Raw genomic sequence first — 23,569 nt, 5'->3', positions numbered from 1 at the left:
TTTTAGATAAATCAATAAGCCTTTTCCTCACCTTTAAATATATTCACTATCGTTTGCGCAATTATATTTAAATCTAACAGCATTGACCAATTTTCAATATAAAAAATGTCGTATTTTGTCCTATTCACTATATCATCTCTTGTCTGTATTTCACCTCTATATCCTCTTGCTTGAGCTAGACCCGTAATACCTGGCTTTACGTAATGTCTTACCATGTATTTAGATATTTTGGTTCCATACATTTCGTTTTGTCTCCACAAATGTGGTCTTGGGCCAACTACTGACATAGAGCCAAAGAGTACGTTGAAAAATTGCGGGAGCTCATCAATACTTGTTCTTCTAATAAACTTACCGACTCTTGTTACTCTAGCATCATTCCTTGTTGCAGACTCTTCTGATCTAGAGTTTATAGTCATTGATCTAAATTTATAACACAAAAAACCCTTTTCCTTTATACCTGGTCTGTTTTGTTGAAAAAATATTGGCCCTTTACTTTCTAAAACAATAATTAAACCCAGAATTGGTATCAGCCATGACAAAACAAAACATATAATAAATACTGCAAATAATATATCAAATCCCCTCTTCAAAACACTTTTCAATGGGTCGTCTAAAGGTATTTCCCTTAAAGATAATACAGGTGTAATGTCGTAATAATTTAGACGTAAATTTTTAGTAAATAAATCCTTATTATCTGGAATAAATTTTAATGTTTTAAAATTTGCATCGCAGAATTCAATGAATTTTTTTATATCACTATTAGAAAGTTCTTTCAGAGAACAATATACTTCATCAATATTATCGGATAAAATGTAGTCGAAACCATCCTTAACATTACCTTTTTTATTTTTATCCACTATATCTGTAAAAAAGCCCATAAATCGATATCCAAACCCAATCTCTTCATTAAAAAAATCTTGTAATCTTTTCGTTGATTGATTTGCCCCAATTATTACTACTTTTTTATAATTACTTCCTGTGATAGATCGATATTTTCGAAACAGAAAAAAAAGTGATATCCGCCAAAAATAAAGAACTAGAAAAAGTAAAATGAAAAATTTAAGAAAAACAAAAAGATCAATTTCCGATTTTATTAAATATAAAAAAGATAAAATAGCTAATGCAAATAATATAATTTGCTTGAATAAAAGTGATACTATTCTAATAAGTTTGGTAAATCTGTAAACCTCATAAAAAGAAAAAGAAATTGACAAAATAAACCAAAAGGTAACAAAACAAGCAATGTGAATTAAATTGTTCGTCAAAAAAAAGTAAGATAATAAAGATATAATCGCAAGGTCTAATACATAAAGCGCAGGCCTAATTAAATATGAAAATCTTCCTTTTTTAATCATTAATAAACATATCTCTTATTATGAGACAAATATACTTATTATGCACTCATTTTAAAGTCTTCTCCTAATAGATTTTTTATCAAAATAGACGAAATTATTAGAGGGAAATTTAAACTCCTATAATTTTAGATAATTTGGTTTCAAAAGAAGATAACACTCTTTCTTTAGAAAATTGTGCGACAATATATTTACGAGCATTAGCCCCTATAAGTCTTGATTTTTCAGGGTTATCAATTAAGTCTTTAACAATTGAAACACATTCATCTAGGTCATTATTAGAAATATAAAATCCGCCATTAGATTCGTTAATAATATTTTTTACTTCTGACGAAGCATTGCCTAATATTAAAGATGGTTTAGCACTAGCCATCATACCCAATAACTTTGATGGCATCACAGAGTCAACGACATCCTGCTTTTGAAACAATACATGTAAATCAGTGCTACATAGTAAACTAGATAACTCTTTATAATCTACGGGTTTGTAATACTTTATATTATTTGAATCCTTAATTTTATCTAATAACCAATCTTTCTTTGAACCGTCACCAACAATAATTAAATCTACTTTTTCACTATCTAGTTTCACCGTAAATTTAAAGAAGCTATCCCAATCTTGTTTGTCTCCAATATTACCAGAATACAAAATTTTAAAGTTCTCATTCTCAGGGCTTAAATATTTATGGGTTTTATTGTTTTCTGGATTTATTAAATCTTGGTCTATCCAATTCGGGAAATAAAATGTATCGCTTTTTGATTTTTTCTCAAGTTTATTAAGCATATTTAAGCTGATTGTACTATTAACACATCCTTTATTTAGAAAAAAAGTTTCTAATTTAAATAGTACATTAAAAAATATTTTTTTAAACATGTTATCAGATTTTGAAACACCTGTTTGTTTCGCGGCATCAAACTCAAAATCTTGAACGTGGTTCCATATTATTGCGCTTGTTTTAAGTTTTAAAAGCCAACCCAAAAAAATCGTAGTGGTATATGGAACAACACAAATAATTATATCTGTTTTTTTTATTTTAAAGATGTTAATTAGCGATCCAAAGGTAAAATCAAAAATTAATAATATACGTTTAAAAAAAGTAGGAGAGGATGGTACATATTGTTTATATCTGTAGACCTTTGTACTTCCAATCTTTTCAGATAAAAATGTATGTTTTTTTTTGTAATCATCTCTAATTCTCCATTGGGGATAATTAGGAAACCCCGTAACAACGCAGACCGTATACCCTTTACATTCTAGATACTCAACCAATTGTGAATTATATAGGCCTATGGCAGTGTCTTCTGGATAATAGTATCCTGTGATTAGTGTGACTTTTTTCAATTCCACTATTTTTAATAGTTTCTAATCATTTTGTGTTATAATAGTTTCAATCTTATTTACAAAAATATCTGCTTTATAGGTTTTACTGGCATATAAATAATTTTTAACTAATATCTCTTCAAATTTGGGTTTATCTAAGGAAATAATTTTTAATTTATTCAGTATGTCTTTATAATCCTTTGACCTAATAAACAAACCATTCTTTGATGAAAATATATCGGAAATACCTGCATGATTTGATGCAAGTACTACATTACCCGTTGCCATTGCTTCTATAATTGAAATAGGCTGTCCTTCCATTCTATAATATGACGGAAATATAAACACATTACCCCATAATAATAATTCCTTTTTTCTATCGCCTTCAACAACACCTAAATATTCGGCATTATTCAGTTGATTTAAATAATTATCGATTTTTTTCTTTGAGTTTAAATCAATATTACCCGCTAGCTTAGCCCTGTACTCTAATTTGTTTATTTCCATTTCTTTAAGTGCCTTGAGCAAATCTAATATTCCTTTTTCTAACATTAAATTGCTCAAATAAACAATCCTTAGTGTATTTAGCCTTTTGTTATTAATAATTTTTTTTGTGTCTTCTAAAAGGTAATCTTCCACAAAGTTGTATATTATTTTTATATTCTCTTTTTTTAAAAACGGTGTTAAATTAGGGATTAATGATCTGGATAAAACAATACCCTTATCGGCCATTCTTAATATGACCTTAACAATAATTTTTTTTAATTTCCCTATTCTTTTGTATTCTTCTCTTAAATAATTTCCATGAATATGAATAATTATTTTTCTTTTGAGCATTTTAGATGTCAGAATAATTACCCCATACTTTAAAACACCAAAGAAGGACTGGCCTGGAGTCACATAAACAGCATTAGATTGAAAAATTTTATAAATTTGTAGATTAAATCTAATGCCGTTAAATGCTTTTTTTAATGAAAAAGAACCCACTTTTTCATCAAAAAAAGAGGTTGAGGAATTTACCCTTCTAACTTTTACATTCTCTTTTTTACTTAATCCATCAAATAAAATTTGATTTGCTAAACTATTTCCTGTAATTGGTTTTGGAAATGGGCCAACAATAAGGATGTTGTACTGTTTTTTATTCGTCATTTTTTAATAATGATATAAAACTACTGCCCATAGCTTCAATTGAATAATTTTCTTTACAAAATTCCATTATGTCTAATCTCTTTCTAATCCATGCTTTTTTATTCTCTTGGATTTTAATTAGAGTATTCCCAAGAGCCACCATATCGTTTGACTTAAAAAAAAGTGCGTTTTCATTTTCTTTTACAGCTTCAATCTCTGGCGAGTGTGGTTCTTCTTTAGATATTAGCATTGGCACCCCAAAACCAAGGCTTTGAGTAATTGACAAACCCACATAACCGGGAGACACACTAAAAAGGGCTTTGTCGTAATGAGACTTTAGTGTTTTATGGTCTCCTATATGCCCCAAAATTCTTATTTGATTTTCTAGATTATGTTCTCTAATATAATTAAGAATAGATGATTTTTCACCACCTTCGCCAATAACTATTAATTTTGTGTCTTTTGGCATTTTATCTAGAACATTGTGAAATGCCTTTACTAAAAATAATGGTTTTTTTGCCTTTGTTAGTCTCCCAACGAACATCAAGTTTTTTATTTCATTTTCATTGGAATCTACAGACATCTGATTTCTAAAATAGAGAGAATTGGGTGCATAATTAATTTGTTTATTCGGTATTTTCTTTTGGAGTTCCTTTTTTTGGGTTGCCGTATACACCATTATTCCATCAGCGAGATTCCTCATCAAGCCTCTTAGCCAATCTGTTTTACTACTAATACCATTTCTTGGCCATGCATGTCCCCACAAAATAGTTTTTTTTTGGGTCATTTTTCTCAATAGCAATATTATCCAATTTGAAATAATACGAGGATTTAATTCTAAAACCATTAAATTATCTTTTAAAATAATTTCCCAGAAACCCAGTTGAATTAAAATTTTTCTGTTTAAAAAATATATGTTATTGACTTTGTTATAAAACGTTAAAGCTGAGTCACTCTTAACTGATTTTTCGAAATACTCTTTACCACCGTAAAGTACAAACTGTTCATTTAGTTCTGTTTTTAGATAATTGAAGAGGTTACTTCTATAATCTGGAACTACTGTTTGCAAAATGACCAACTTTCTCATATTATCAATTCCATTTATGAGCTTAGTTATTTAGGGTTGATTTATTAATAAAAGAGATCTCTTCAAAATTGTCAGATATAGCAAATATCTCATAGCCTTTGCTATTTAAAAAAGAAATTGCATTTTTAGATCTTCGCACCCCGTCTTTAAAGAACCTATCGTGAAATTCAATTAAAATTTGTTCAAAATTCAGGTCAACCTCAAACAGGCTCTCAATAACTTCGTATTCTGATCCTTCAATATCCATTTTTAAAACATTTACATGATTGTGTTTTAATTCTTCGGCAATCGTTCTTATGTTTTTTAATTGCACTTTTAACCTGTTTTTAGGGTCCAATTCTCTTCTGTTAAAAATACTTCCAGAGACAAAGTCTTCATTTAAGGGTAGAAAAAAATCTACTTCGTCGTTGTTGTTTCCAATTCCATATGAATTAAACGAAAATTCTTTTGGTAATGTTTTATCCTTAATCCATTTTATTGATTTTGGAGTGGGATCAAAACCAAACACTTTACAACCATAATGTTCTATTATTGATAAGTCAAATGAGATGTCTTCCCCAATTCCAAATGAATAGACTATAGTGTCTTTATTCATAATATCAGGGTTTATGTAGAATCCACCATATTGATTTCCATGCCATTTTTTTTTGCATTTAACACTATGCTTTAAATGCTTTTTATTTTTGAGAATTATAACAAGCTTTTTCTTTAAAAATCTTTTAATTTTTAATATCAAAATAATAGAGTTGAATTATACTATTTATATTTTACAAACGCAGAGTGTTCTATCGTCGCTAAAATAAAGAAATGAAACTATACAGCCATGTCAATTAAATAAAATATGGTATACTAAATTTAATTTATTACAGCTTTTGAATAAAAAAACAAACTATCCTTTCTAAGGTGTTGATAAGTGATTATTGTTAATTTTATTATCTGACAAAATATTTTTAGCTACCAGAAAATTAATCAAAAATGCAAATAATATAACACCAGATTGTCTACTTAATACATTTTCGAAAAGAAAAGTAACCAAATATAGCGTTGAAATGCTAATCAGGAAATAATCATTTTTATTTACTGCTATTTTAATGATAAAGTATAAATAAAATATAAAAATAAATAATCCTATAAGTCCACCCGAAAGCCATACAAATAAGTATTGGTTATGTGAATTATATTTCCCATTAGGTAACGATAAGTTGTTTGCCCTATATTCTTCATCTAAAACACCCTGTACATCTCCTAGCCCATAACCAGTAATAGGATTCTTAACACATAGGTTGAGTGCGGATCTTAAAATAAAGAATCGAATACTCGTTGAGTTATTTAAGTCAACCTCTTCAAAAGATTGCTTACTAATTAATTCAATGAACCTATTGTTTTGCTTAGGTATTAATATTATTACTAATACAACAATAACCATGGCTAATGCTGTTGCTTTTTTGCGGTATTTCTTCTTAAAGATATAAGGTCCTATTAGTGATACAAATAGCCCTATAAGAACCCCTTTACTCATTAATAAAAACAACATGGTTGTTATAATTAACAATCCTATAGAAATTAACACCTTCATTGTATTATTCCATTTCCTGTGAAGAAAGAAATAAACACCCATAATTACCGCTATTGCTAAAAATAAAGATATATAAATAGAATGATCGCCAATAAAAGGAATATCCGTAATTGCATTTCTAAAAAAATCTGAGTCTTTTGTAGAAAATTTTGGGTTTCTATAATAATTGAGTAAATAGAATGCAATTAAGGAAAATACAACATTAGTGAAAAAGAAAATGTATGAGAATAAGGATTGTAGCTTTTTGTAATTAATCTTATTATTACTTAAAAAGATAAAAAATACAATTGGCATACCAATAAGACTTGCCATGGTTTCTATTTTTTTAAACCCTAGCGCGGTGTTTTCTGATAACATTGCACTCAATCCAAAAAAAATAAACATCATACTCATTATAAGAAATGGCTTATAATTAATTTTCTTTTGTTTTGTTTTAAGGAAGATTAAGAGGCTAAAAGTTATAAGTAAAATTGGAATATAACTTTCATAACGCTCTGGCAATAGAGGGTATAATCCGAACAGGATTACACTTACCATAAATAATGAATCACTAACCTTTTTAAACCTTAACATTTATTGTAAATACTGCTTTCTTTTAAATCTATAATGATAACCGGAAAATGCTCCCATGGTTAAAAACATTCCTTTTTGCATCCATAGCGTAAAACTAAACATTGCCTCAATAAAAAAGTAGAAAAATAATGCTAACAATATAATATGAGTAAGGCTCTTCTTGCCAATTTTTTTCACTATAAATATCATATATATGATTAAGAAAATTAAATAAAAACTCATTAGCAATCCAAAAATTCCATATTGCGAAAGAAATTCTAAAAATAAATTGTGAGGATATGGTAATATAGAATAATGCTTAAAGGCATCCGGACCAATCCCAAAAGGATATTCTATAAAAAGGCGTAAACTATCATTATATGCTATAAACCTATCGTTTACCGAGCTTGCTGTTTGTTTTGCAAGCAAACGTTCAAATAAAACTTCAAAATCTATATAGTGTATAGCAATAATAAGAGCCAAAACCATTAAAACGGCAGAGGCGTATAATATTCTCTTCTTAATCTTAACTTTAGATAATATCAAATAAACAAAAACAGCTATAGCTATTGATAACATTACTCCCCTTGTTTGTGTGGCTAACAACATTAGTATTAAAAAAGGAAGCAAGGCTTTGTTTAAATTTAATTTAAGTTTTGATGTAATATTAAAATATGTCCCATTTGTTATGAATAAAATAAAAGATGTAAAAATACCTAAGCCTATTAATTGACTAAAAGGTATTGGGTGAACACCCGGAATTGTTAATCTGTAAGCTCCTTGTCCAAAACCTTTTGCTAAATATAATATATCCCCAAAAACCCCAAATATAATCGCAATCCATAAGGTGTAAATAAGAAATGATTTAATGCTTTCATTGGAATTGTTACTATTCAATAGAATAAGCTTAGAAATAAAGAAATACCCAAAACCTAGCAACAGAAATCTAAAACTATAGTCTAATGATTCTACCATGTCTATAGCATAAAGGGATGTGGTAAACAATATAAGTGTAGAGGTCACAAAAAAAACATCAAAAATTCCTATTACATATTTTACTGATTTTAACAACTCTAAACGAAAAATTATTATTATGAACCCTGCGATTGGTAATATTGCGCCCAACAGAATATCTGGCTTATTGCTACAATTAAAACAAGGATTAGTGTAATTTATATTAACTAACGAACGGATTATATTGGTTTGTAGTAACAACGCAAGGCCCAGCATAGGGCGCTTAAAGCAGATTAATAAAACTATCAAAAATATAAAAATCGCCATTCTTAATCGATTAGTAATTTTTCACTTATGTGCTTTTGAAAAAAGTAAAAAGCTATAACTAATAAAAAAAACTCTGTTATCATAACCGCTGTTGCCATTCCGTAAATACCATATAATTTAACTAGTATTAAACTTAAAGGAAGATGAAAAAGGCCAGTAATAATTAATATCTGCATTCTAGATTTATATAGCTTTACAGCCGTAAAGTATAGACTAACAAGCATCATATTTAGGCTTGCGAATATTGCTATTACGCCCAATATCTTAAATACTAAAACATATTGATTCACCAATTCATCATCATAAATCAACTCTAATATAATATCTCCAAAACCATAAATGACTAAAGCTATTACTAAACCTATACTAAACACAATAGGTGTGACTTTTTTTAGGAATTTTATCCTATTGTTCTGAGATTGATTGGATAACCACGGAAAAGATGCTTGATAAAATGGTGAATATATATTCTTTACCGCAATAATTAATTTTTCCATGCTTGAATACACTCCCACTATAGCATCGCTAACAAAAAAGCCTAAAATCAAAACATTACATGTTGTATATAAATTAGTCGCAAACTTTCCAAAGAACAGACTGATACTATCAATGAAAAGTCTTTTAATTAAGTTTATTGGAGGTTTTACAAATCTTACATACTTTAAACACAATAACAAACCTAGTATTCCTGCTAAAATAAAGCCAATTGAATTAAACGCTGGTACTAAATAATAATCTGACTCTTCCCTTATTACAATAAACAATAAAACAGTAAATATTAACTTGGCCAATATGTTGATAAAAGTAACAAATTTCATCTTCTCAATACCCTGAAAAAACCAGACAGGGAATATTGCGTGCCCTATGACTATTCCAAAGCTTAAATAATAGACAATTGAATTATTCTTAAATCTAGGTATAAATTCAACCAACAAAAAAAGCGTTATAAACCAAAAAATTATTAACGCCAATTTAATTATTAGTATTGCAGAAAAAATTTGTGATAGATTTTCTTTGTTCTTCTTCGCTAATGCTATTTCTCTAGTTCCACTAATCTCAAAACCAAAATCAACAGCTATTATAAAAAAAGCAGCCAACGATTGTGCAAACATAACCAATCCAAACTTATCAAGTCCAAGGACCCTTACCAAAAAAGGTAAAACTAAAATTGGTAAAAGGTAGTTTACAGCTTGTAAAACAGTTAAGGAAAAGAAGTTTGATGCGATAGTTCTTTTCTCATTGTTCATTTTCCTTAACATAAACTATCTTCTTTTGATTTCTTTACAAATAATATAAAGATTTTAACTAAAAAATCAGTGTTCTAATTCTTCAATTCTTATACTATTAGGCAGTATTAGTATCTCTCTATTACTATTGTTCAATAATTCTGATTCCCAAGATTTTGTTTGATCTTTAGGTACATTTGTTGGTCCAAATACTAGTCTGAAATAGCTTGCATATATATAGGTATCAATCATACATTTATACCAACCATTATCAATAGGTTCAACTTCTATTTTATTTTTTTCAATGAAATCCCCCTTTTGATATGTCCCTCTAACAACTTCATTATCCAAATCAAAAACAGCATCAAATCTAGACGGATATACTTCCTGAATTCTAATTCCATAGTTTTCATTTTCTTTAGATGGTTTTACAATCATACTAATCCTATATCTTCCACCAGTATATGCTAATTTTATATTATTAATTGCTGCGAAAGCATATGATTCCTCATGATCCACAACTTTCATTTTAAAAATCTTATTATTTAAATAAGTTGAGTCAATATCTATGAGTTTTACACCTCTCAATTCCCATTTGTCAATTCCGCCAATATTAATCTCTTTAATAATATTGCTTGATGATTGGTTTTTTTCTGTCCCATCATTATACTCATATTTCTGTTTACCATCTTTACATGAAAACAAAGATATCAATAATAGTAAAAAGGTGATTTTTTTCATTTTAAAAGTTATTTTTCCTATTCAAATACCAGCTGTATAAAGCTTTTGTCCCCTCTTCTATGTTCATAGTATATCGCCAGCCTAAATTATTAAGCTTTGAAATATCTGTAAGTTTTTTCATATTACCATCCGGCTTATTATTATTAAAATTAATTCTCCTTTAATCCTATAATTTCTTTTATGAGTTGTGCCAGTTGTGCAATAGAAATATCTTTTCCTGTACCAATATTAATATGTGTATCTCTAATCTCTTCTTCTATTGTTGCGTAAGTACCATTAAAATCAATATTTTCTAAAACAAACACAAAGGCATCTGCCATGTCTTTAAGCCATAAAAATTCCCTTTTTGGCTGCCTGATCCCAAAATTTTGGCACTACTTTCTGATATGCCAAATGTTTCTAGTGTGGCTTTAGCTTCATTCATATTATTTACACCTAAATCTCTAACAACTTCTTCAAATTTAGACTCTGACAAGAGTTTAGCTAAATGAATTTTTCTAATAAGAGCGAATCTTAACTTTTCAATACCGATAAAATTGATTATTTATATCAAGACCCATGCGTAGATCCGAGCAATCATGGCTAGTAATACCTGTTATTAAAGCTGTTTTTTTATCATTTATACTGTAAACTCTTTTTCTTAAGGGATGCCATCGATAAACAAAGGTAATTGTTTTTATGGGCTTTTTTCTAGTATATTGAGCTTAACTTCCCTAATTTTTATAATGTTCTATTATTGTTTTAATACTTTTTTTCCAACTATTCAAGACTCCGTAATACTTCTCGGTATCCTTAAGTTCCAATACACTGTATTCTGGACGTTTAGCAAATGTCTTAAAACTCTTCGTTGGTAAAATTTTGTCTAGCTTTTTAGTATCGTGATTTCTAACTATTTCTTGTGCAAATCCAAACCATGTAGTGCTTCCATTTGCTGAAAAATTATAAATACCATAAGGTAAATCATCTACTGTGATTATATGTAAAATAAACATTGCCAAATCTGCACAGCTGGTAGGCGTGCCTTCTTCTTGTGTTGTAACGTTTAAAGTTATATCATTTTCAATTTTGCTTATAATTGTTTTCAAGAAGTTCTTACCATACAAAGAATACAGCCAAGAAGTTCTAATTATATAATAGTTCTTTAATAGTTCTTGAATGTATAATTCACCTTTCAGCTTAGATTTTCCGTACTGATTGATTGGGTTAGTACTATCAAAAGTAGAGTATGGTTTTCTTTTTTCTCCATCAAATACATAATCAGTTGATACATGTATTAACTTGACTTGCCTATCTGAGCATACTTCAGCAATGTTTTTTACTCCTTCTGCATTAATCAAAAAAGCTTCTTCAATATTTTTTTCAGCCTCTTCTACATTTGTATAAGCAGCACAATTAACACAATAATCAAAACCCAATTCATTAAAAGCTGATTTTAGGCTATTTTTATCCGTAATATCTACTTCACTTCGAGAAAAAAAACGGAAATCGAAATCGTCCTTGTTTATAAAATCTTGAATCGTTTTACCCAACTGACCATTAGAACCAAAGACCATAACCTTTTTCATAACTTGGCGTTCTTTAATTTAGGAAGTCTTAAGTCCTTTTCTGAAATAACTATTTCTTGTTCAGTAAAACCCCAATCAATACCTAGTTCATTATCATTATAAATAATACCTGCTTCACTATCTTTATTATAAAAATTATCGCATTTATAACTAAAAATTGTATCGTCTTCCAAGACTAAAAAGCCATGAGCAAATCCTCTAGGTATGAATAATTGTATTTTATTGTCTTCTGAAAGTTCAGTTGTAAAACTGTCTTTAAAGGTTTCGGAATTTGGTCTTAAATCTACAACAACATCTAAAACCCTGCCCTTTATAACCCTTGCTAGTTTTGCCTGAGCGTGTTTTCCTAATTGATAATGTAATCCTCTTAGAACACCCTTTGAGGATTGTGATTCATTATCTTGAACAAAATTTATATCTAATCCCAGTGCTTCATTAAACTTCTTCTGGTTGTAACTTTCTACAAAATAACCGCGCTTATCCTTAAAAACTTGAGGTTTTATGATAAAACACCCTTTTAGTTTTGTCTCTTTTATAATCATACTATTCCGACAATAGACTTAATAAATGCTTGCCATAACCACTTTTTGTTAGGGGTTTAGCTACTTTTTTAAACTGTTTTTTGTCAATATAACCCATTCTAAAGGCCGCTTCTTCTACTGCACCTATTTTTAATCCTTGTCGCTCCTCTATAACCTGAACAAATTGTGATGCTTGCATTAGTGATTTAAAGGTTCCTGTATCTAACCAAGCTGTACCTTTATCTAACACACTAACCTTTAATTTTCCTTGATTTAAATAACTTTTGTTAATGTCCGTAATCTCCAATTCACCTCGTCTGCTTGGTTTAATGTTTTTTGCGATTTCAACAACTGAATTATCGTAAAAATAAATACCTGGAACCGCATAATTAGATTTTGGTTTTTTAGGTTTTTCTTCAATAGATACAGCAATGCCCTTTTCATCAAACTCAACAACACCATAGCGCTCTGGGTCATTGACATGATAGGCATATACGATACCTCCATCAGGATCATTATTTTGCTGAAGTAAATCTGCTAACCCAGTACCATAAAAGATATTATCACCAAGAATCAAAGCTACCTTGTTATCGCCAATAAAATCCTCTCCTATGATAAAGGCTTCGGCCAAACCATTTGGTGATTCTTGTACTGCGTACTCAAAATTACAACCATATTTTTTACCATCACCCAAAAGCTTTTTGAATAAAGGTAAATCTTGAGGTGTAGAAATAACTAAAATTTCCCTAATTCCAGACCACATAAGTGTTGAAATTGGATAGTAAATCATCGGTTTGTCGTAAACAGGCATTAACTGCTTACTTACCGCTAAAGTTAGTGGATGTAATCTTGTGCCAGAACCTCCTGCTAATACAATTCCCTTCATTACTTATTATACTTTTTCAAATACCACTCAATCGTTTTTACAATACCTGTTTCAAAGTTTTCATCTGCGCGCCAACCTAGTTTGTTTTCAATTTTGGATGCATCAATAGCATATCTAAAATCATGTCCAGGTCTATCCTTAACGAAAGTGATTTGTTTTGAATAAGACATTTCCTTTGGTCTTAAGTCATCTAATATATCACAAATTTTATGAGCTATATATAAATTATCTCTCTCATTTTTTCCGCCAATATTATAGGCCTCTCCCGATTTTCCTTTCTGGAATGCTAAATCGATACCTTTACAATGATCTGCCACATATAACCAATCTCTTATGTTTTTGCCATCACCATAAATAGGAATTGATTCATTATTAATTGCTTTTCTAATGATAGTTGGTATTAATTTTTCATCATGTTGTTTAGGTCCATAATTATTGCCGCAATTAGTGGTCACCACATTCATTCCGTACGTATGAAAATAACTTCTAACAATAAAATCAGAAGAAGCTTTTGAAGCACTATAAGGACTATTCGGCGCGTATGGTGTTTCTTCCGTAAACAAACCTGTCTTACCTAGAGTGCCATAAACCTCATCAGTTGAAATATGGTGAAACCTGCTGGTTTCAAAGCCTTCTTTAAATAAAAATGGCCCATTCATCCAGTGATTTTTGGCTGTATTCAATAAATTATATGTTCCGAAAACATTAGTTGTAATAAATGCATCTGGATTTTCAATAGAATTATCGACATGAGATTCAGCTGCAAAATGAATAACACCAAAAAACTGATACTTATCAAAAAGTTCATTTACTAGCTCTAAGTCACAAATATCCCCCTTAATAAAGGTGTGGTTTTTATTATCTTCTAGCTCTTCTAAATTAGAAAGCTCACCTGCATAGGTAAGCTTGTCTAAATTTACAACCTTAGTGTTTTGGTACCTGTCTGTAAAATAACTTAGAAAATTTGATCCTATAAAACCAGCGCCACCTGTCACTAAAAGCGTCTTATTCATAGTTCTTTATATAATTAAAAGCTTTAACCACTAAAAAATAAAAGATAAAAAGCCCTAGGATTAATAACGGAAATAGAAACATATAGCGCTGCTTGATGCTATTGTCTTTGATTCCGACTCTATCAAAACCCGACAACACATCGTAGTAAGTATTTTCTTCAGCAATTTCTTGTTCTAGCTCGGTTAAAACTCTTCCAATTTCCTGTTCTTTTTGAAATAATTCATATTCTTTGGTTTCCGATTTTTCTTCTTGTAATGGCATTGTGTTACCAAGATTAAGCGACAAATCACCTTTTTCTGACTCCTTAATTTTAACTTCTATATATGTTTTCTGAATACTATCGAGACGCGCTAATTGTTTTTTAAGTATTTCACGTTCTATAGCAGCCATTGTATCCCTCACTTTCTTTTGGTGTTTTGCAAAATCATTTTCAAATGTTTTCCTGAAGCCCTCCTCTAAATTCGAAAAAATATCTCTTTTATACGATTTTGCTTTTATGGCAAATAACCTACTCGACAATAAATCTCTGTTTTTTATATACTCAACATAACTCAATTCATCCACTAAAGATGTATCGATTGACATGACGTATTCATCATATTCTACAAATAAATCATTCTGCGTTTCAGGGCCAACATCCAAATCAAAACTAACTAACTCTTTGGCGCTTAAGGTGTCTATATCAAAAATATTAGATAATTCAATCAGGTTTTCAGAACCAATGAGCGCATTAAAATAATCGATATTCTTGGCCAATTGGTATTTAGAATCGAAATTTGGCTTAACAACCATTTCTGAATAATAAACAGGGTCTTTAGATTTTTGCAAAATAAATCCCAAAATAGCAGCAATCACCATAGCGCTTACTGTCAACTTAAAATGTTTTACTACAGGTTGTATAGCATAAATAATCGCAGAAAAAATCCCTTTAAAAATACTTCCTATAAATCTAAAAAGTTTCTCAAAAAGTTTGCCAATGGCATTAAACAATTGCCCTAAATCAACTTCTTCATTTTGAGGTGGCTGTGGTAATTTATCACTCATATATTATGAATTAAATATTTGTTCTAGTATCTTTTTTGTTATTACATAAGTGGGCTTAACACCCGAAGTGCCCAAACCTCCAGAGGCCAAGGTACTACCTGTTTCTAATGGATTATCACTGGCATAATAAGCATATCTTACTTTTACATCTTTATTAATACTTCCTCTTACCTTCGAAGCAGCTTGTATTGCTTTTTGGTAATGTGCACCTTCCATTTCTAAGCCTATAACATTCCATGTTGAATTTTTAAAGAACTTCAAAATCTCTTTATTTTGAAGCGATGTGCCTAAAACAGTCACCATTGTTCCTTCATATACGGACACTCCACAATCTAACAAATCATTTTTACTTAGTTCGTTCTCAAAAGGATAATTATCTGCTGTACCTTCAAATATATGAGCGTTCGGGATCATTACATCTCCCTTTCCACCTTCTAAGATTCCCGCTTTACCCATTATTGAGATGGATTTTACGTCTAAATGCACCTTTTTACCATCAGCTTTAATAGGTTTTAAAAACTCATCTAAAGTTTCGTAAGCCTGCTCTCCAAAAGCATAATCCATTACAAATATAACAGCCTTATTGTCTTTCTCATTCTCTAAATATTTAAATTCTGTTTTAGAAAAATCGATTTTATCTGTATCAAAAATTTGAACATCAATGTTGGTTCCTGAGCTATCTTTAATGTAATGCATTCCGTTTTGCAACGCTGATTTTTCTACTTTATTGCGTAAGCTTTTATTTTTTGAATCACTAAGTGCTTCATAGGTGTCAAAAATATCTTTTTTTGCCCCAGAACCTTTAAGTGCCCCCTTAGCAAAAAGAGAATTCATAACACTGTGCATATTAGCGCTAATTATATGAATAGGTCGTTCTAATAATCCGTTTTTATGCAGTAATGACTTAATCGAATCGGCCCATATTTCTCCATGTATATGATGCCCTAACCTCTCTCTTAGAACCGGACTAAAAGTTATTGTCCGCTTATTGCTATTCAAGGTTTCTTCGATGGCAAGTTTGCCCAACCAGTAAACAATATGCAGTAGACGTTCAGGTTGATCTTCAGTCGCAAATTTTGGATACGCCTGTGTTAGCTCATTAAATGTTCTTCCTAAAATATTTGCCGTATGTGTTATGGCAATTTCTCGCTCTTTTTGAGTGAGCTTTTTAGTTGATTTAACTGCATTTTCCAACTTCTGCCAATCCCTTACTGTTGTGCCTTCCTCATCTATAATTACGCGTTTGCTTATCTTATGTGATTCTACAAACAAAAACGTGAGATGCGTCAATATATCATAAATCTCAGAGCGTCCTCTGGTAATTTCAATATTCATTTGCTCATTATCTATGCGATAACAATTACGTCTTCTTTTAGGTGGAATTATAGGCTTAAAATGTGAATTGGCATAACCTTCATCACTTGTAAGATTAATAAAAGTACACTCTTCAATGCCTTGGGGTAAACGATCTACAACATAGAGTAATCCTTCTAACTCAGCTTTTTCTTCTCCAATCGAGCCATAAATTTCTGGACGTAATAAAAGCAGCGCCTCTCTTAAAGTTTCTCCTGAAACTCCCATTGGTTTATAAAACCCACGATTAAAAAGGTGCCTCATGGTAATATACATGCGTTCTATGGCACTAGAACTCTCTTGAGCCCTTGTTCTTTTATGTCTTTTTTTGGTTGTACTCATACTGTATTTTAACGCTCAAATATAGCGTTATTTCGTTAAATTTAATTGATACAATATGTCAGCAATTTTTCTGTCGTTAGATAGTCTTGGGATTTTATTTTGTCCTCCCAACTTTCCTATACATTTCATATAGGTCTGAAATCCATCTTTTTTAACTTTAGTGACTTTTAATGGCCTTAATACTTTTCCTTTAATCAAATCAAAATAATAACTGTTTTGTTCCTGCAATGAATGTTCTAAAGCCTCGATAAAATCATGTTCGTTATTAGGTTCATTTTCAAACTCGATAAACCATTCGTGATATGGTAACCCTTCGTTTGGATTTATTTGAGGAGCTACAGTAAATTCATTTACAGAAACTGAAGTATTCTCACTAGCCACTCTAAGTGCTTGTTCAACTTCCTTTCCTATAACATGTTCACCAAATGCTGAAATAAAATGCTTTATTCTTCCGCTTACAATGACTCGGTAAGGTTTTAGTGAAGTGAATTCTACTGTATCACCAATGTTATAGCACCAAAGACCTGCTGTTGTTGAAATTAGCATTACGTAGTTCACTCCTAATTTTACATCAGCAATTGTTATACGTAAAGGGTTTTCTTCATAGAAATGTTCAGCTTCTACAAACTCATAAAAAATCCCTGAATTAAGCTGAAGCAACATTCCCTTTTCGTTTTGTTTATCTTGAAAGGCAAAAAATCCTTCACTGGCAGGATACAATTCAATACTGTCTACTTTTCTACCGATTAAATTTTCAAATTTGGCCTTGTATGGCTCGTAATTAACACCTCCAAAAATGAAAAGATTAAAGTTTTTGAAAATGTCCCCGACTTTTTTATTTGATTTTTCAATGAGTTTTTCAAAATACATTTGAACCCAAGAAGGAATTCCTGAAATTATAGACATGTCCTCATTTATTGTTTCCTCAACAATAGCCTCCACTTTAGTTTCCCAATCATCTATGCAATTAGTTTCTAAGCTTGGCATTCTGTTTTTTTGAAGATATTTTGGGACATAGTGTGCCACAATACCAGATAATCTTCCTAGCTTAATTCCATTTTTTTCTTCAAGAATAGGACTTCCTTGAAGAAAAATCATTTTACCATCAACAAATTTCGAATTTCCTGTTTCGTTGATATACATCAAAATTGCATTTCTCGCGGCTTCAACATGGGTCGGCATGCTCTCTTTTGTGATTGGAATATATTTTGCACCTGAAGTCGTCCCTGACGTCTTCGCAAAATAAATAGGTTTTCCTTTCCAAAGCACGTCTTCTTCGCCATTAACTACACGCTCTACATAGGGTTTTAATTCTTCATAATCTCTAATAGGAATGGCGGTTTTGAAATCTTCGTAAGTTTTAATTGCAGTGAAATTATGGTCTTTCCCAAAACTCGTATGCTTAGCTTCAGCAATGAGGTGGTTAAACACTTTTTGCTGAGTTTCAATCGGTTTTGACGCCCATTTTTTTATGCGCTTAGCAATATATTTTGCAAAGGGTTTTGAAAGTGCTGCTTTAACTGATGGCATTATTGAAAATCAATAAAGTTAGTTGGGTTTACTGGGTAGCCTTTGCTCCAAAGTTCGAAATGTAAATGTGGTCCTGTGGTTAACTCACCTGTATTTCCAGACATGGCAATAACCTCACCTGCTTTCACCAAATCACCTTGTCCTTTTGTAATCGTGGAATTGTGCTTATAAACAGAAATTAACTCACGGTTATGTTCTATGATAACAACGTAACCTGTTTCTACGGTCCACTCTGCAAAGATTACAGTGCCATCTGCAGTTGCTTTTACTGGTGTATTCGCAGCGACAACGACGTCTACTGCGAAGTGTTTTTCTTCTAAATTATAGCCTTCAGAAATAGTGCCATTAACCGGAGGAAATAAGACATAATTTGATTGGTCTCCAGAAGATTCAAATAAATTGTATTTATCCTCTTTATCTACTTTTTCTCTAAGTAACGAATCCTCTTTATTTGTAGTAACCTGCAAAACGCCAATATCGTTCTTTGTGGCTTGTAAAATAGAATCCCTATTAAATTCTAACGAAGCAACATCTCCTGTCAAAACCTTTCTTATTGAGGCATAATAGCGCTTGTTAAGTTCTAATTCGTTAACAAGAGAATCTGTTTTATAATTTAAGGTGGTTGCTTGTTTCTTCAGTCTCGCTGAAGAATAACCTGGTATATATTCTCTTAAAGGTGTGAAAGCTATCAGCAAAATAGTAAAGAAAACAAGCGATATGGCTGAAAGGGAGGTTAAAATGAAAACGTTAAGTCGTGTAAGCTTAATAGCAAAACGCTCCTCAAAAGTATCTTCATTTAGAATAACTAAACGATACTTGTGAAGTAGCTTTTTGGTAAATTTCCTTTCTTTATTTTTCTTTTTTGCCATCATAACAAAATTAGTTAAAATACTGAAATAGCACTATGATAAAGTCTTAAAGTTGCCTAAACTAGGCTATTATTAAACTATAATGATTAACTTTACATCCTAAATATAATATTATGATATCTAGCAGTATATTTTTAGCAATAGGCCCTTGGCAAATTGTCCTTATAGTGGTTGCTATTCTATTACTTTTCGGTGGTAAAAAGATTCCTGAATTAATGAGAGGATTAGGTAGCGGAATTAAAGAATTTAAAGACGCAAGTAAAGAAGATTCGGTAGATAGTAAAGAAAAAGAATAAACTCTTTTTTTAAAGACACATAAAAAAAGCCAACTTTTAAAAGTTGGCTTTTTTGTTATTTGATTTTTATCGACTTAATCATAGATTCAAGTTCAAATATATAATCTCTTTTTTCTAATGAAGGTGCATATACATAGCCGTCTGCTATTAGATAGCGATTGTTAATCTTATCTTCAATGGCGTAGGTTATAAATGGTCCTCCCATTGTAAACCCCTTCATTTCCCATAAGCCTCGAACTTCATAGGCTGGTTTGTTATCTACAATAGTTTTAAACATAGAGGGAGCGTAGGCATCTTCAACCGCCATATAAATATCATCTTCACCAGGAATTTTAGTTTTAGTTATCCCGTCTCGCATTTTTACAATGTCTACAATTGTACTGTCTCCTTTAGAAATAGTGGTAATTGGCACTTCATACAACATCAAATCCATGGTCTTAGTATTGGTGAGGCTTTTTCTAATCCAGAAAAAATCATCTTCGGCCTTCCCTATTTTATAAGCCGTTGGAATATCAATAGTTATACCCAGTTTATTTTCCATTTCTTCATCAGCCAACAATGATTTATTTATTCGTCTCAGTTTTTCCTTAATCTCTTCCTTGTTAAAGGCATCAATAATCTTGTCTTTGCTTTCTTTTAGCTGAGCAATAATTTCTTGATTTGTTTTACCCGTAATCACGGCAACTGTTTGTGGTTTTGCTAAGACATCATTTAAAATCTTAGTAGAAGGTGCTTCACTTCCTTTTTCAATTTTAACCACTATTCTGCTTCGTGCCGCAAAACCGTCGAAAACCTGAGGAGGAATCTGTTTCATGTTAAACATCGGCTCGTCTGTTGCCAGACCATTTAATGGAGATGCAAAAATGTTTCGGATATTTTCACCAACATTGTCTTCCCATAAAATATTATCAACCACAACTGATAGGGTGTTTAAATTTCCGTTTGATGCTGGTAGATATAACTTACTATCATCTTTCTTTTTCTCTCCGCACGCTAATAATACTACACACAATAATAAAGAATATAAAGCTCTCATAAGTCTAATTTTTTGCTGAGTTAACTATTCAGAAACAATTAATGTTGTTCCTATTTTTAGTTTGTTACTACTAATATCGTTCCAATCTTTGATATTTTGAACAGAAACTCCAGAAAATTTTTGTGCAATAGTCCAAAGTGAATCTCCAGATTCTACTTTATAGGTTTGTTTTCCCTCTGTATTAACTACTTTTTTCACTGGTTTTGGAGCAGATGAAGATCTATTTTTTCTGGGATAAATAGTTAATCGTTGTCCTATTTTTAAATTGTTACTTCGTAAACCATTCCATTGTTTAAGCTGACTTACCCTTACTCCATATTTGCGTGCAATTTTACCAAGATAGTCTCCGTTCTTAACGCGATAACGAATTTTAGTATCGTTTTTAAAAAGTTGAGGTAATGGTTTTTCGCGTTGATTAAATTCTGCATTTGCAAAAGCATAAATTTTATCTTCATTTGTAACAAAAGCACCTATAGCTTCTCTTGGTAATCTTAATACGTAAGTTTTACCTTCAACCTTTGGAATAATATCTAGTTTGTAGGCTGGATTCAAAAATTGTAATTCTTCAATCTTTACACCAGTGGTTTCAGAAACATGGTCTAACGAAATCATTTGTTTTACATGAACAGTATCGGTTTCAATATGTTGAAAAGGCGGTCGTTCTGGTTTAAACCCATGTTCTTCTGCATATTCGAAAATGTACATAGTTGCCAAAAATGCTGGCACATAGCCAGCAGTTTCTCGCGGTAAATTCTGTCTAATATTCCAATAATTCTTATAACCACCAGAACGTCTAATGGCTTTGTTTACATTTCCTGGGCCAGAATTATATGCGGCTAAGGCCAAATCCCAATCTCCAAATATGCGATATAAACGCCCTAAATATTGTGCTGCTGCAGTAGTGGATCTTATTGGGTCACTGCGATCATCTACATAACTGCTTACCTGTAAATCGTGTTCTTTTCCTGTTCCATACATAAACTGCCACAAACCTGTTGCTCCTACTCGAGAACGCGCTCTTGGTTTTAACGCCGATTCTACAATGGCAAGATATTTCATCTCTAAAGGAATATTGTAATTGTCGAACTCTTGCTCAAACATTGGGAAATAAAAATGACTTAATCCCATTAACCGTTCTAAAGAATTTCTTCTGTGTTTTAGGTAGCTTTTAATAACACTTTCTAAAGATGAATTGTACTCTACATTAAAAGGGGTTCTTGCATTAAGGCGCGCTAACCTTGCTTTTAAGGTGTCTGTTGGAAGTTCAGGATAATAAACGGGTTCATATTGTAGCTCAGTAACCGATTTATAAATAGTGTCAAAAAGTGAATTACTATAAAGCTCTTCTAGCCATTTCTTATCTAATTCAGCCGCTTCTGGTAAATCATTGAGTTTTGTAACCTTTAGGGAATCAACAACAGGAGGAATCTTTTTCTTTGAATCGAAAAGTTTACCGTCCATAACCGAGTCTTTGGTAATTACAACTATTGGTTGTTTTACGATACTATCTGTTTTAGTTTGGGAAAACCCACTAAATACTGATAAGTATAGACAAGTCGATAAAAATGTCTTTAAGGTCATAGGTCTCAAAATTGATTCTTAATATGCAACGCAATTAGAACGTTGGAGACGCTAAAAATAGTATTTTTTTGCTATTTACCTAATATGGCGGCAATTCCTGGTAAAGTTTTACCCTCTAAGCTCTCTAACATAGCCCCACCTCCAGTACTCACATAGCTTACCTTATTTTCAAAACCAAATTGTTTTACTGCTGCAACAGAATCTCCTCCTCCAACTAGAGAAAAAGCACCGTTTTCAGTTGAGTTTGCAATAGAGTCTCCCAAAGCAATTGTCCCTTTAGCAAAACTTTCCATTTCAAATACTCCAAGTGGACCATTCCAAAGAATGGTTTTACACTCGTTTACAACGGTATCAAAAATTTCTAGCGATTTAGGACCAGCATCAAGACCTTGCCATCCATCTGCGATATGTTTTACATCTACTACTTGTGTATTGGCATCGTTACTAAAAGCATCTGCTGCAATCACATCTACTGGCAAATGAATCTTAACACCTTTAGCTTCGGCTTGTTTTAAAATATCTAAAGCCAATTCCATTTTATCATCTTCGCAAATAGAATCTCCTATACGACCTCCTTGAGCTTTAATAAAGGTAAATGTCATTCCTCCGCCAATAATTAAATGGTCAACTTTATCTAAAATATTTTCAATAACCGTTATTTTTGAAGACACTTTTGCCCCACCAAGTACTGCTAGGACTGGTTTCTCCCCATCTTCCATCACCTTTTTAATACTTTCAATTTCTTTAGCCAAAAGATTGCCGAAGCATTTGTTTTCTGGGAAAAATTCAGCTACAATAGTTGTTGAGGCATGCGCTCTGTGTGCTGTACCAAAAGCATCGTTCACATAAATATCGCCTAGTTTAGATAACTGCTCTGCAAAGTCTTTGATTCCTTGTTTTTCCTCTTCATGAAAACGTAGGTTTTCAAGTAATAATATTTCTCCCGATTGTAATGCTGCTGCTTTTTCTTCAGCTTCAGCTCCAACACAATTACTTGCAAACTTTACTTCCACTCCTAGAATATCTTCGATTTTTGGAATAATATGCCTTAAAGAAAATTCATCTTGCACACCTTTTGGTCGTCCCAAATGTGACATTAAAACACAACTACCACCATCTTCTAAAATTTTAATAATAGTTGGTTTTGCCGATACAATTCTTGTTGCGTCTGTTACTTCGAAATTATCATTTAATGGTACATTGAAATCTACTCGGATTAGTGCTTTTTTATCTTGGAAGTTAAAATCGTTTAATGTCTTCATGAGTGA

General features: G+C 31.3%; 23 protein-coding genes. 1 reads left to right on the top strand and 22 read right to left on the bottom strand.

Annotated features, from left to right (window positions below; genetic code table 11):
- Window positions 1-11: 11 nt before the first annotated feature.
- The 19 genes from SJY34_RS11590 to SJY34_RS11500 form a co-directional block, all read right to left on the bottom strand.
- Window positions 12-1,355 carry an undecaprenyl-phosphate glucose phosphotransferase gene (locus tag SJY34_RS11590; protein WP_400075814.1) on the bottom strand — a complete coding sequence of 448 codons (1,344 nt, stop codon included), beginning with the start codon at window positions 1,353-1,355 and terminating at the stop codon, window positions 12-14.
- A 109-nt stretch (window positions 1,356-1,464) separates the two neighbouring features.
- Window positions 1,465-2,694 (bottom strand): glycosyltransferase family 4 protein, encoded by a 1,230-nt coding sequence (locus SJY34_RS11585; RefSeq protein ID WP_400075812.1) that lies wholly within the window; start codon window positions 2,692-2,694, stop codon window positions 1,465-1,467.
- A 21-nt stretch (window positions 2,695-2,715) separates the two neighbouring features.
- On the bottom strand, window positions 2,716-3,822 hold the full coding sequence (locus SJY34_RS11580; protein WP_400075810.1) for a glycosyltransferase family 4 protein: 1,107 nt from the start codon (window positions 3,820-3,822) through the stop codon (window positions 2,716-2,718).
- Complete coding sequence (locus SJY34_RS11575) at window positions 3,812-4,870, bottom strand: glycosyltransferase (RefSeq protein ID WP_400075808.1); 1,059 nt, start codon at window positions 4,868-4,870, stop codon at window positions 3,812-3,814. The genes SJY34_RS11580 and SJY34_RS11575 overlap by 11 nt, the downstream gene beginning before the upstream one ends.
- A 40-nt stretch (window positions 4,871-4,910) precedes the next feature.
- Entirely contained in the window at window positions 4,911-5,624 is a 714-nt protein-coding gene (locus SJY34_RS11570) for an FkbM family methyltransferase (RefSeq protein WP_400075806.1), read from the bottom strand.
- 162 nt (window positions 5,625-5,786) lie between these two features.
- Window positions 5,787-7,037 (bottom strand): O-antigen ligase family protein, encoded by a 1,251-nt coding sequence (locus SJY34_RS11565; protein WP_400075804.1) that lies wholly within the window; start codon window positions 7,035-7,037, stop codon window positions 5,787-5,789.
- Window positions 7,038-8,297, bottom strand: coding sequence for an O-antigen ligase family protein (locus SJY34_RS11560; protein WP_400075802.1), 1,260 nt, complete (start codon window positions 8,295-8,297; stop codon window positions 7,038-7,040).
- Window positions 8,298-8,299: 2 nt separating this feature from the next.
- Window positions 8,300-9,544: an oligosaccharide flippase family protein gene (locus tag SJY34_RS11555; protein ID WP_400075800.1), complete on the bottom strand. Its 1,245-nt coding sequence runs from the start codon at window positions 9,542-9,544 to the stop codon at window positions 8,300-8,302.
- A gap of 66 nt (window positions 9,545-9,610) precedes the next feature.
- Window positions 9,611-10,264, bottom strand: a complete 654-nt coding sequence (locus tag SJY34_RS11550) for a hypothetical protein (RefSeq protein ID WP_400075798.1) — start codon at window positions 10,262-10,264, stop codon at window positions 9,611-9,613.
- A 149-nt stretch (window positions 10,265-10,413) separates the two neighbouring features.
- Entirely contained in the window at window positions 10,414-10,584 is a 171-nt protein-coding gene (locus SJY34_RS11545) for a hypothetical protein (protein WP_400075796.1), read from the bottom strand.
- Entirely contained in the window at window positions 10,557-10,739 is a 183-nt protein-coding gene (locus SJY34_RS11540) for a hypothetical protein (protein ID WP_400075795.1), read from the bottom strand. The genes SJY34_RS11545 and SJY34_RS11540 overlap by 28 nt, the downstream gene beginning before the upstream one ends.
- A gap of 238 nt (window positions 10,740-10,977) precedes the next feature.
- Window positions 10,978-11,829 (bottom strand): dTDP-4-dehydrorhamnose reductase, encoded by an 852-nt coding sequence (rfbD, locus tag SJY34_RS11535; RefSeq protein ID WP_400075793.1) that lies wholly within the window; start codon window positions 11,827-11,829, stop codon window positions 10,978-10,980.
- Window positions 11,826-12,371 (bottom strand): dTDP-4-dehydrorhamnose 3,5-epimerase, encoded by a 546-nt coding sequence (rfbC, locus tag SJY34_RS11530; protein WP_400075791.1) that lies wholly within the window; start codon window positions 12,369-12,371, stop codon window positions 11,826-11,828. Before rfbC ends, rfbD begins: the two co-directional genes overlap by 4 nt.
- Before the next feature lies 1 nt (window position 12,372).
- A complete protein-coding gene (gene rfbA / locus SJY34_RS11525) occupies window positions 12,373-13,236 on the bottom strand; it encodes a glucose-1-phosphate thymidylyltransferase RfbA (protein ID WP_400075789.1) in 864 nt (287 codons plus the stop codon).
- Complete coding sequence (gene rfbB / locus SJY34_RS11520; RefSeq protein ID WP_400075787.1) at window positions 13,236-14,249, bottom strand: dTDP-glucose 4,6-dehydratase; 1,014 nt, start codon at window positions 14,247-14,249, stop codon at window positions 13,236-13,238. Before rfbB ends, rfbA begins: the two co-directional genes overlap by 1 nt.
- Complete coding sequence (locus SJY34_RS11515; RefSeq protein ID WP_400075785.1) at window positions 14,242-15,294, bottom strand: hypothetical protein; 1,053 nt, start codon at window positions 15,292-15,294, stop codon at window positions 14,242-14,244. The genes rfbB and SJY34_RS11515 overlap by 8 nt, the downstream gene beginning before the upstream one ends.
- A 3-nt stretch (window positions 15,295-15,297) precedes the next feature.
- The gene (locus SJY34_RS11510; protein WP_400075783.1) at window positions 15,298-16,989 is read right to left on the bottom strand and encodes a DUF6909 family protein; all 1,692 of its coding nucleotides are present in this window, start codon (window positions 16,987-16,989) and stop codon (window positions 15,298-15,300) included.
- 27 nt (window positions 16,990-17,016) lie between these two features.
- On the bottom strand, window positions 17,017-18,519 hold the full coding sequence (locus SJY34_RS11505; protein ID WP_400075781.1) for a GH3 auxin-responsive promoter family protein: 1,503 nt from the start codon (window positions 18,517-18,519) through the stop codon (window positions 17,017-17,019).
- The gene (locus tag SJY34_RS11500; RefSeq protein ID WP_400075779.1) at window positions 18,519-19,388 is read right to left on the bottom strand and encodes a M23 family metallopeptidase; all 870 of its coding nucleotides are present in this window, start codon (window positions 19,386-19,388) and stop codon (window positions 18,519-18,521) included. The genes SJY34_RS11505 and SJY34_RS11500 overlap by 1 nt, the downstream gene beginning before the upstream one ends.
- Before the next feature lie 113 nt (window positions 19,389-19,501).
- Here SJY34_RS11500 and SJY34_RS11495 point away from each other — a divergent pair, with 113 nt between their 5' ends.
- Complete coding sequence (locus SJY34_RS11495) at window positions 19,502-19,684, top strand: twin-arginine translocase TatA/TatE family subunit (protein ID WP_400075777.1); 183 nt, start codon at window positions 19,502-19,504, stop codon at window positions 19,682-19,684.
- 55 nt (window positions 19,685-19,739) lie between these two features.
- On the opposite strand, the gene SJY34_RS11490 is transcribed toward SJY34_RS11495, so the two are convergent.
- From SJY34_RS11490 to SJY34_RS11480, 3 genes are all read right to left on the bottom strand, one after another.
- On the bottom strand, window positions 19,740-20,720 hold the full coding sequence (locus SJY34_RS11490) for a DUF4837 family protein (protein WP_400075775.1): 981 nt from the start codon (window positions 20,718-20,720) through the stop codon (window positions 19,740-19,742).
- A gap of 24 nt (window positions 20,721-20,744) precedes the next feature.
- Window positions 20,745-22,301, bottom strand: coding sequence for a LysM peptidoglycan-binding domain-containing protein (locus SJY34_RS11485; protein WP_400075773.1), 1,557 nt, complete (start codon window positions 22,299-22,301; stop codon window positions 20,745-20,747).
- A 71-nt stretch (window positions 22,302-22,372) separates the two neighbouring features.
- Window positions 22,373-23,563: a phosphoglycerate kinase gene (locus SJY34_RS11480; RefSeq protein WP_400075771.1), complete on the bottom strand. Its 1,191-nt coding sequence runs from the start codon at window positions 23,561-23,563 to the stop codon at window positions 22,373-22,375.
- Window positions 23,564-23,569 lie beyond the last annotated feature (6 nt).

The sequence above is a fragment of the Winogradskyella sp. R77965 genome (genome assembly GCF_044594915.1).
GTDB lineage: Bacteria > Bacteroidota > Bacteroidia > Flavobacteriales > Flavobacteriaceae > Winogradskyella.
The sequence above is the reverse complement of the archived record's forward strand: the minus strand, read 5'-3'. Positions and strand labels throughout refer to the sequence as shown.